Origin of the sequence: Sulfurimonas sp. (assembly GCF_028694895.1) — a bacterium.
Taxonomy (GTDB): domain Bacteria; phylum Campylobacterota; class Campylobacteria; order Campylobacterales; family Sulfurimonadaceae; genus Sulfurimonas.
Window position 1 is genome coordinate 1 of sequence record NZ_JAQVKA010000052.1, and the last position, 11,057, is coordinate 11,057.

Sequence of the window (11,057 nt, forward strand, 5' to 3'; positions counted from 1 at the left end):
TGTTAGAGTTTTCTATCTACAACGATATACCGCATCTATTAACCCCAGTTATCACAAAAGCAAAACAGGCGATAGTAGCTCTTAATAACATGGTATTAGAGATGGAGAGACGCTACGCTTTGATGAGCGAGAACAGAACAAAGAGTATAGAGAGTTATAACGAAAAGGTTAAGCGCGAAGGTGGAGAACATCTTCCATATATAGTAGTAATCATAGACGAATTAGCAGATTTAATGATGACAAGCGGTAAGGATGTTGAGATCTCAATAGCAAGATTAGCACAGATGGCAAGAGCTTCAGGCATTCACCTAGTTGTAGCAACGCAAAGACCTTCAGTTGATGTTGTAACTGGCTTAATTAAGGCAAATCTTCCATCTCGTATCTCATATAGAGTAGGGCAGAAAGTTGATAGTAAAATCATACTAGATCAGCAAGGGGCAGAGTCACTCTTAGGTAAGGGTGATATGCTCTTTACTCCTCCAGGCTCCACAGGCTTAGTACGCCTTCACGCACCTTGGAGCACTGAAGAAGAGATAGAAAAAATAGTTGATTTTATAAAATCGCAAAGAGCACCAAACTATGATAAAAGCTTTTTAGTAGAAGATAGTGAAAATAACTACTCATCAAGTGAGAGTTATGAAGAGCTCGATCCGATGTTTGATGAGGCTAGAAATGTGGTTTTAACTGATAAAAAAACATCTATTTCATATCTACAAAGGAAACTTCAAATCGGCTATAACAAATCTGCAAGGTTAATTGAACAGCTCGAAAATGAGGGCATCTTATCTGCACCAAACTCAAAAGGTTTGCGTGATATTTTGTAATGACAAAAATACACTTTGTCTTTACAAAACTCCAAAACTCTTTTAGCGTATATGTTAAAAATTTAGAACAACTATCAATTGAGCAGATTAAGAGCATAGAAGCCTTTGTTGAACAAAGAAGAGGCTTTTTTTATTTTGACACATACACTTTTTTAATTCCAAAGAGAGTTGAATTTGAAGAATTTAAAACTCTAATAGAAGCTATTTTCATTGATACACTTTGCGAGGAAAAAGTTTTAAAAACCACACAAGCACACAAAGTAGAGTATGGAAAATATAAAGGAATGCTCTATTGTGATCTACCTGATGTATATCTTTTATGGCTAAAAAGTAACTATAAAGGAAAAGATAGAGAGATAATTGACTCTGAATTAAAATCAAGAGCTCTATAGCGTTACTATAAGAAACATATTTTAAATAAAATATATATAACTTGTTTACTATGGTAACACTATGCTTTTTGTGTTTCTTTATTTAGTTACAATCTCTCTAAATTTTAAAACATAGGAATAATAATGTCATTTATACAAGATTATAAAGCACATATAATAGAAAGAGAAGCTCTTGGGGTTCCACCACTACCTTTAAATGCTGAGCAGACTGTTGCATTAGTAGAGATGATAAAAGACAACAAAGGCGATATGGCTCAAAATATCGATCTTCTTACAAATCGTGTTTCACCTGGCGTTGATGACGCTGCATATGTAAAAGCTGCATTTTTAAATGACATTGCGCTAGAAAAAATAACTATCAAAGAGATATCTGCTCCTCGCGCTGTAGAGATGATGGGTATGATGCTTGGTGGATACAACGTTAAGCCTTTGGTTGATGCACTTACTTCTAAAAATAGTGATGTAATAAATGCTGCTAAAGAGGCACTAAAACATACCCTTCTTGTTTATGATTCATTTAATGATGTAGAAGAGATTTATAAAGCTGGAAACACTCATGCTACTGAAGTTATCAAATCATGGGCAGATGCTGAGTGGTTTACTTCAAAGCCAGCATTAGCAGATAAGATGACTCTAACTGTATTTAAAGTAGCAGGAGAGACAAATACAGATGATCTCTCGCCAGCTTCAGAAGCATTTACTCGTTCAGATATTCCACTTCATGCAAACTCTATGCTTGTTGCTAAGATGGATAACCCTATTGAGACTATCAAAAAACTAAAAGAAAAAGGTCACCCAATCGCATACGTTGGTGATGTTGTTGGAACTGGAAGCTCAAGAAAATCTGGTGTAAACTCTGTTCAGTGGCATATGGGTGAAGATATCCCAGGTGTTCCAAACAAGCGTACAGGTGGTGTTGTTCTTGGTAGTATTATCGCTCCTATCTTCTTTGCTACATGTGAAGACTCAGGTGCATTGCCACTTGAACTTGATGTATCTGAAATGGAGACAGGTGACGTTATCACTATCTATCCATATAAAGGTGAAGCTCATAAAGATGGCAAGTGTATTGCTACTTTTAAACTAAACCCAAACACAATTACTGATGAAGTACGCGCTGGTGGACGTATTCCTTTGATTATTGGACGTGGACTTACTTCTAAAGCTCGTGGTGTTTTAGGGCTTGGTGTATCTGATGTATTTTTAACAGCTGAACAACCAACAGATAGCGGTAAAGGATACACACTAGCTCAAAAAATGGTTGGTCGTGCATGTGGTATGAAGGGTGTTCGCCCTGGAATGTATGTAGAGCCTGAGACATCTACTGTAGGTTCTCAAGATACAACAGGTCCAATGACAAGAGATGAGATAGTAGAACTTGCAGCTCTTGGCTTCTCAGCTGATTTGGTTATGCAATCATTTTGTCATACAGCTGCATATCCAAAGCCTTCAGATATCGTGATGCATCACACATTGCCAGACTTTATCTCTAAACGCTCAGGTGTTGCACTTCGCCCAGGTGATGGTGTTATCCACTCATGGTTAAACAGAATGGTTCTTCCAGACACAGTAGGAACTGGTGCTGATAGTCATACACGTTTTCCTATTGGTATCTCATTCCCAGGTGGTTCTGGTATCGTTGCATTTGCTGGTGTAACTGGTTCTATGCCACTAACTATGCCAGAGTCTGTTCTTGTTCGCTTCAAAGGTGAATTACAACCAGGTATCACTCTTCGTGACCTTGTAAACGCTATTCCTCATCAAGCTATAAAAGAGGGACTTTTAACTGTTGAGAAAAAAGGCAAGAAAAACATCTTTGCTGGTCGTATCATGGAAATTGAGGGCATGCCTAATATGAAGTGTGAGCAAGCTTTTGAGCTCTCTGATGCTTCTGCTGAGAGAAGTGCAGCTGCATGTACAGTTTTACTAAATGAAGAGCCAGTAATCGAGTATCTAAAATCAAACGTAACTCTTTTAGAGTCTATGATTAAAGCTGGATATGAAGATAAGCGTACAATTCAACGTCGTATAGACAAGATGAAAGAGTGGTTAGCGTCTCCATCACTTATGAAGCCAGATGCTGACGCTGAGTACGCTGCGGTAATCGATATAGATTTAAACAGTATCACAGAGCCTATTTTAGCTTGTCCTAACGATCCAGATGATGTTGCAACTCTTAGTGAAGTTCTTGCATCTTCTCGTCCTACAAAAATTGATGAAGTGTTTGTTGGTTCATGTATGACAAACATTGGTCACTACCGTGCTTTAGGTGAAGTTTTAAAAGGCGAAGGTCCAGTTCCAACAACTCTTTGGGTTTGCCCTCCAACAAAAATGGATGAGAAACAGTTAACTGAAGATGGTTACTATACAATCTTTGGAGCAGCTGGTGCTAGAACTGAAATCCCTGGATGTTCACTATGTATGGGTAATCAAGCTAGAGTTGCAGATAATGCAGTAGTATTTTCAACTTCAACTCGTAACTTTGATAACCGCCTAGGAAAGGGCGCTCAAGTTTATCTTGGCTCTGCAGAACTCGCTGCAGTATGCTCTATGCTTGGACGTATCCCAACTCAAGCTGAATACTTAGAGAAGACTAAAAAGATAGAAGGTAAAGAGAGCGAGATATACAAATATCTTAACTTTAACCTTATTAAAGACTACAAACTCTAAACCCTAAACTATAGCGCAGAACTCTTTCTGCGCTACCTACATATAATAATAATCACTCAACCAAAAAATAACAACAATTTTTTATCTTATTTTGTTAAAATGCCTTAAAAATTTAATATCTTGGATTTAATACAAAATGCAAAAAATATATAAAATTGTTATTCTAGTCCTCTTTTTAATTGGTGGAACACTATTTTTATTTAACAACTTTATAAGTAACTATAACAATGAGATAGAAAAAACAGAATATAAAATAAATGGTATAGAATTTGCACAAAAGATTCAAAAGTTTATACTTAAGATTCAAAAGCTAAGAGGCTATAGCCAGTTTGATAAATTTTTGGTAGATGAATCAGAATATAGCAATATATTAAACAGTGTTGAGTTAATCAAGACAGATGTTAAAAAAGAGATGAAAGAGATAAGAGCTTTAAAAAGTCTATATCCAGAGCTTTATGATAATAGTTATGACTACGTTATGGATAATATTATAATCATAATAGATGGCTCAATTGATGATAAAATCGTTCTATATCAAAAATATACACATGCTATAGAAGAGCTAAAAGAGCGTGCCTACTATTTGGGTTTTAAATCAAAATTACTTTTAGAATCTGATGGAGATAAGTATTTTTTTGTAGAGGTTATGCTAAAACATCTACCAAATCTAATAGAAGTAGTTGGTAAAATCAGAGCAAAAACAACCAAAGCTATTTTGGATAACTCTACGGATAATGAGCTTTTGTACTCTATTAAAAACAACTGTCTTTTATGCGAAGAGCATATAAAACAGATATATAAAGCAGTAGATGAGATATATGATGATAATGAAAAAACAAGACTCTTCTCTTTACTTGAAAATATAAACAGTGAAACTCAAAACATGCAGCAGTATGTTAAAAATACTGTTCTTTTACATGATGCTAAGATTGAAGCGTTAGAGTTTTTTAAAATATCAACGAATGTTATCGATAAGATGTTTATTCTCTACACCACTGATGCTGAGTTTTTAAGTCAAAAATTAAATCAAAAACTAGAAAAATTAAAAAAAACAAAACTATATGGAATCGTAATAGGAGCCTTTGTTGTCCTTTTGATTTTTCTAACCATAGCCTCTATGTTAAGAAGTTATATCTTATATGTTAAGAGTGAAAAGAAGATAAAGAATAATTTAACATCAATAATAAATCTTAAAAATGATTTAGAAAAGTGTAATACTATTGAAGAGATTGCTTCATCATCTCTTTACTTTTTTGCAAATAAATTTGGTGTTGTTCAAGGGGCTATTTATATATATAATGAAGAAAATAACAAACTTTACTTAGCTTCATCTTATGCTACAAATAAGATGAAGCCTATTGTAGAGCTTGGAGAAGGGCTAGTTGGAGAGGTTGCTGTTCAAAAAAAAGGAATACAGACAGATTTAAAAGATAATAAAAAAATAAACTTTCGTATAGAAGATATTAGTATTGAGCCATCAAATATATGTACTGTCCCGCTTATAAGTTATGAGAAAATATTTGGTGTTTTACAACTAGGTTTTATGCAAAAACATGAGATTGTAAATAATGAAGATTTTACATATTTTATAGATATGATTATAGGTTTTTTACGTAATGCAAAATATTCTGATACAAATAGACAATATCTAGAGCTAATAGATAAATATGTAATAACATCAAAAACAAATAAAAAAGGGATCATTACTGATGTAAGTGATGCCTTTACAAAAATATCTGGATATACAAAAGAAGAGATTATAGGAAAAGCACACTCTATAGTTGCGCATCCAGATACACCAAAAGAGCTTTATGAAGAGATGTGGGAAACAATCCTTCAAGGTAAAATATACGAAGGTGAGATAAAAAACCTAAACAAGAGTGGTGCAGAGTATTGGATAGAGACTACGATAACTCCAACAAAAGATAAATATGAAAATATCCTAGGCTTCTCAGCGATAATAAGAGATATTACAGATAAAAAAAGGATTGAGGAGTACTCAATTACTGATGCCCTAAGTGGGCTTTACAATAGACGCTTTTTTGATATAAACTTTAACAAAGAACGTAAAATATCAAAAAGAGATAATAAAAGCTTAGCTCTGTTGATTGTGGATATTGATTACTTCAAGCAGTACAATGACACTTATGGCCATCAAAGAGGTGATGAGATACTAAAGTCAGTTGCATTAGCCATGAAATCGTTATTTAAGCGAGCAAGTGATTATGTGTATAGGTTAGGAGGAGAGGAGTTTGCAGTCTCTTTTTATACAAATGATAAAGAGAGTGCCTTAAATAGAGCGGAATCCCTACGTAAAAGTATTGAGGATTTAAAAATAGAGCATCTATCTAGTGCAATCTCAAACTATCTTTCTATATCTATCGGCGTGACATTTATACCTAAAGAGTGCGCTATGGAAGTAGATGAAATATATAAAATAACTGACAAAGCGCTATACAGCGCTAAGAATAGTGGTAGAAATAGAGTAGTTGAAGCTACTATTAATCTCTAATAATATCGAATTCTAAAGGGTACGAGGGCATAAATAAAATCTTATTTATGCTTTGATTTTGTTTTTGATTTTTAAAAACAATAGTGACTCTATTTTCAAATTCATCTAAGTATGAGATAGATTCTATCAAATTGCCACTTTTCTTTATGTTAAAGAGCGTATCCCCATATTTAGCTGTATAGCTATCTTTTGAGTCCTCTTTTGCATTTGCTATCATCTTAAAAAAGTCAAAGTTTGACTCAATCCTTCTGATAATAACCTGCTCAATCTCAGGTTCTACAATAGTTACATCATAGTCGTTTATATAAACCTCTTTTTTTACAGGTTTGAAGTAACTCCATCTCGCATTCTGCGGCTTAGTAGCTATTATATGTCCTGTGTAACTGATTGTTTTATTTTTCTCATCTGTGATGCTTTGCACAAAATCAGCATCAAATGAGGTTATAGAATCTAAAGAGGCAAAGAGCTCAGAAACGATGAAAAGTGCTATAAAAAATAATTTCATTTTTATCCTTAATTTATAAAAATTATATCTTAGCAACTGTTTACATATTATTTAATATATAGCAAATAGAAAATGATTCTTACGTTTATGCGATTTCTAATTATATGTATGATAAAATAAAAATAATTTCAGTGGTAGGTGCCTATTTTACGCACTTATCTATAATAAGGTTGCGGATGCTACAAGCATTAATGGGTAAGATTTTTGGTACTACAAATGATAGAGAACTAAAAAGATACAATCAAATAGTAAGTAAAATAAATAACTTGGAGAGTAAATATAAAGCTCTTAGTGATGACGCACTAAAAAATGCGTTTAATGAGATAAAACAGAGTGTTTTATCTGGTGCTAAAAGTTTAGATGACGTTTTAGTTGAATCTTTTGCGATAACAAGAGAAGCAAGCTCAAGAGTGCTTAATATGAGGCACTTTGATGTGCAGCTCATGGGAGGAATAGTCTTACATGAGGGCAAGATTGCAGAGATGAAAACAGGAGAGGGTAAAACGCTAGTAGCTACCCTTCCTATAGTTCTTAATGCAATAAGTGGCAAAGGTGTGCACCTTGTTACAGTTAATGACTATCTTGCTTCAAGAGATGGTAATGAGATGCGACCACTCTATGAGTTTTTAGGTTTTAGTGTTGGCGTAATCTTAGAAAACATGAATGATCCCGCTCTAAAGCGAGAAGTTTATAATGCAGACATCACTTATGGAACAAATAATGAGTTTGGATTTGATTATCTAAGAGATAATATGAGCTATTCTCGTGAGAATATGGTCCAACGTGGGCACAACTTTGTTATCGTTGATGAAGTTGATAGTATCTTGATTGATGAGGCTAGAACTCCTCTAATCATTTCAGGGCCAACAAACAGAACACTTAGAGACTTTAAAGATGCTAATGATATTGCTCTTAAGCTCCTTAAAGATGAGCATTTTAGTGTAGATGAAAAAGATAAAACAGTCCTTTTAACAGAAGAGGGCATTACAAGAGCAGAAGAACTTTTTAAAGTTGAGAACCTATACAGCCCAGAGAACGCTTCACTCTCGCATATACTAGATCAAGCACTAAAAGCAAACTATCTTTTTGAAAAAGATGTTGATTATGTTGTAAATGATGGTGAAGTTGTAATAGTAGATGAGTTTACAGGACGCCTAAGCGAAGGTCGTCGCTTCTCAGAAGGGCTTCATCAAGCACTTGAAGCAAAAGAGAGTGTTGAGATAAAAGAAGAGACACAAACTCTAGCTGATATTACATTTCAAAACTACTTTAGAATGTATAACAAACTTGCAGGAATGACGGGAACAGCACAAACAGAGGCATCGGAGTTTGCTCAGATCTACTCTTTAGATGTTATCTCTATACCTACAAATATCCCTATATCAAGAAAAGATTTAAACGACCTAATCTATAAAACAGAAAGAGAGAAGTTTGAAGCGGTTATAAATACCATTAAAAAACTCTCATCTACTGGTCAGCCTGTACTTATTGGAACAGCTTCTATAGAAAAATCAGAAATACTACATGAAGTACTGAAAAAAGAGAAAATAGCTCATACTGTTTTAAATGCAAAGAACCACGCACAAGAGGGTGAAATCATTAAAAATGCTGGTGCAAAAGGCGCTGTAACTATCGCTACAAATATGGCAGGGCGTGGTGTTGACATCAAAGTAAGTGATGAAGTAAAAGCTCTTGGCGGTCTATATATTATAGGAACAGAGAGACATGAAAACAGAAGAATTGATAATCAGTTAAGAGGAAGAAGTGGTCGTCAAGGAGACAATGGAACAACTCAGTTTTATCTATCTTTAGAAGACTCTCTTTTGCGTATTTTTGGAAGCGATAAGATTAAGAGCATCATGGAGAGACTTGGCGTTGAAGATGGCGAGTATATAGAGTCAAAAATGGTTACTCGTGCAGTTGAGAAAGCTCAGAAAAAAGTTGAAAACATGCATTATGAGGGCAGAAAGCATATTGTAGAGTATGATGATGTTGCAAATGAGCAGAGAAAAATAGTATATAGATTTAGAAACCAACTCCTAGACCCAGAGTTTGATATATCTGCAAAAGTAAATGAAATCAGAGCAGCTTATATTGAGCATTTATTAGCTAATGCCTCTATCTATAATGGCGGAATGAAAGAAGATTTTAATTTAGAAAAACTCTTTAAACTTCTTCATGAAGAGATAGACTTAGAGCTGAAGTCATCTGATTTTAAGGCTTATGAGTATGAAGAACTCTTAGATGCCCTAACGCAAAAAGTCAAAAGTGTATATGATGAAAAAATGGGTGTACTTGATGCTTCAGTTTGCAATGAAATAGAGAGAGAGTTATACTTAAAAGAGCTAGACAACGCATGGAGAGAGCATCTTTATGCTATGGACAATATGAAAACTGGTATTAGACTTCGTGCTTACAATCAAAAAGATCCACTTGTTGAGTATAAAAAAGAGAGCTTCAATCTATTTACAGAGCTTGTTGAAGATATTAAGTTTAATACTATCAAAACTCTTCAAATTATTAGATTTAGAGTTGAAGACCCAGAAGAAGAAGCAAAAAAAGTTGCCCAGAAGCTAGAGCTACAAAGAAAAATAAACGAAGCTTCAATCCAATTTAATCATTATGAAAATGAGATGCAAAACGAGAGTAAAAAAATATCTAGAAATGATCTTTGTCCTTGTGGAAGCGGAAAGAAATACAAACTTTGTTGCGGTAAAAGTGGTCCTAAAAAAGGTGTTTTTGCTTCTTGAAAACATCAATTGTTACATATTTAGTAAAAAGATTTTTACGCTTTGATAACGAACAGCCTTTTATATTTCTCTCAGCGCTTTTAGCGTTTTTAGGAATATCACTCGGCGTAATGGTTCTTTTAATCGCTATGGCCCTTATGAATGGGTTTGATAATGAGTTTAAGAAGAAGCTAACCATTATGAACTATCCACTAACAATAACTCCTAAGTTTTATGGCGCTGTTAATGAAGAGTTACTTCTAAATCTTCAGACAAAATTCCCAAATTTGAGTTTTAGTCCATATGTTCAATCAGCAATTATGGCTAGAAGTGGCTCAAGACTTGAAGGTGGTTATCTTTTTGGTGTTGACTTTAAGAGTGAAGTGAAAGTAAATAGTGTTTTAAAAGAGGCTATTAAAGATCAAAGTTTTGATAAATTTGATGTGCTAATTGGTAAAACATTAAAAGATGAGTTTGGGCTCTCAAATGATGATAAATTGATGTATATATTTACACATGTAGAACCAGGTGGGATGAATATTACACCAAAGATTAAAAGATTTAGTGTAAAAGGTTTTTTTGATTCTGGGTTATCTGCTTATGATAAAGCGTATAACTACACTACTATAGCCTCTCTTCAAGCTATGCTAAACTTGCCAAGTAATCAGTATAGCGGTATCCATATATTTTCACAAAATCCACAAGAGGATATTGTAAAAATTAAAGAGCATCTTTCTACAAGTGTAAGTATAAAAGGGTGGTGGGAAGATAACGTAAACTTTTTTGCAGCCCTTGAGTTAGAAAAGGCTTCACTATTTATAGTTTTAATGCTTATTATACTTATAGCTGCTATAAACATCATCTCGTCGCTTCTTATGACTGTGATGAATAGAAGAAGCGAGATAGCACTGCTTCTATCATTGGGTGCAACTCCTGCTGAGATTAAAAAAGTGTTTTTATATCTCGGGATTGTTATAGGAACTAGCGGAATTTTTGCTGGTGTTATTTTTGGTATGAGTGGTTTATGGGTTCTTAGTACTTTTGATATTGTACATCTTCCAAAAGATGTATATCCGACATCAACACTGCCACTTGATTTAAGTATAAAAGATTTTCTTTCTATTGTTGTTGGAGCATTTGTTATTGTAATTATCTCATCATTTTACCCTGCAAAAAAGGCAAGCGAAGTAGATATCTTAACTGTTCTTAGAAATGAGTAGGGTTACTCTTTATCTTCACTATCTTTAAATAAACCAAGAGGATACATCAGTGTTCTCTTGATAATGTTATAAGGCGCCACTGCTATATCTTTTGCTAGTTGTGTATTTACATCTGGATCATCAAGTGCGCCAGTAAGTGTTAGCGTTGTAGAAACGCTCTTATCGCCAAGTATTATATGCCCAAGAAGAGGTATCTTTGAGAGTG

Annotated in this window: 8 protein-coding genes; 6 read left to right on the plus strand and 2 right to left on the minus strand. The window is 34.2% G+C overall.

The window, feature by feature from the left end:
• The 4 genes from PHI38_RS06930 to PHI38_RS06945 all read left to right on the plus strand — a co-directional run.
• The coding region (locus PHI38_RS06930; protein WP_299854282.1) for an FtsK/SpoIIIE domain-containing protein at window positions 1-824 on the plus strand (824 nt) is incomplete at its 5' end.
• Window positions 824-1,216: a DUF3820 family protein gene (locus PHI38_RS06935; protein ID WP_299854284.1), complete on the plus strand. Its 393-nt coding sequence runs from the start codon at window positions 824-826 to the stop codon at window positions 1,214-1,216. The genes PHI38_RS06930 and PHI38_RS06935, both read left to right, overlap by 1 nt.
• A gap of 123 nt (window positions 1,217-1,339) precedes the next feature.
• The gene (acnB, locus tag PHI38_RS06940; RefSeq protein ID WP_299854286.1) at window positions 1,340-3,886 is read left to right on the plus strand and encodes a bifunctional aconitate hydratase 2/2-methylisocitrate dehydratase; all 2,547 of its coding nucleotides are present in this window, start codon (window positions 1,340-1,342) and stop codon (window positions 3,884-3,886) included.
• Between the two features lie 136 nt (window positions 3,887-4,022).
• Window positions 4,023-6,398: a diguanylate cyclase gene (locus PHI38_RS06945; RefSeq protein WP_299854289.1), complete on the plus strand. Its 2,376-nt coding sequence runs from the start codon at window positions 4,023-4,025 to the stop codon at window positions 6,396-6,398.
• On the opposite strand, the gene lolA is transcribed toward PHI38_RS06945, so the two are convergent.
• Entirely contained in the window at window positions 6,388-6,903 is a 516-nt protein-coding gene (gene lolA, locus PHI38_RS06950; protein ID WP_299854291.1) for a LolA-like outer membrane lipoprotein chaperone, read from the minus strand. The two genes, PHI38_RS06945 and lolA, sit on opposite strands and share 11 nt — an antisense overlap.
• Before the next feature lie 176 nt (window positions 6,904-7,079).
• Between lolA and secA the strand changes: the two genes are divergently transcribed.
• On the plus strand, window positions 7,080-9,653 hold the full coding sequence (gene secA / locus PHI38_RS06955) for a preprotein translocase subunit SecA (protein ID WP_299854293.1): 2,574 nt from the start codon (window positions 7,080-7,082) through the stop codon (window positions 9,651-9,653).
• On the plus strand, window positions 9,650-10,852 hold the full coding sequence (locus PHI38_RS06960; RefSeq protein ID WP_299854295.1) for an ABC transporter permease: 1,203 nt from the start codon (window positions 9,650-9,652) through the stop codon (window positions 10,850-10,852). The genes secA and PHI38_RS06960 overlap by 4 nt, the downstream gene beginning before the upstream one ends.
• 2 nt (window positions 10,853-10,854) lie before the next feature.
• Here the strand turns inward: PHI38_RS06960 and PHI38_RS06965 are convergent.
• Window positions 10,855-11,057: AsmA-like C-terminal domain-containing protein (locus PHI38_RS06965; protein ID WP_299854297.1), on the minus strand; the 203-nt coding region annotated here is incomplete at its 5' end.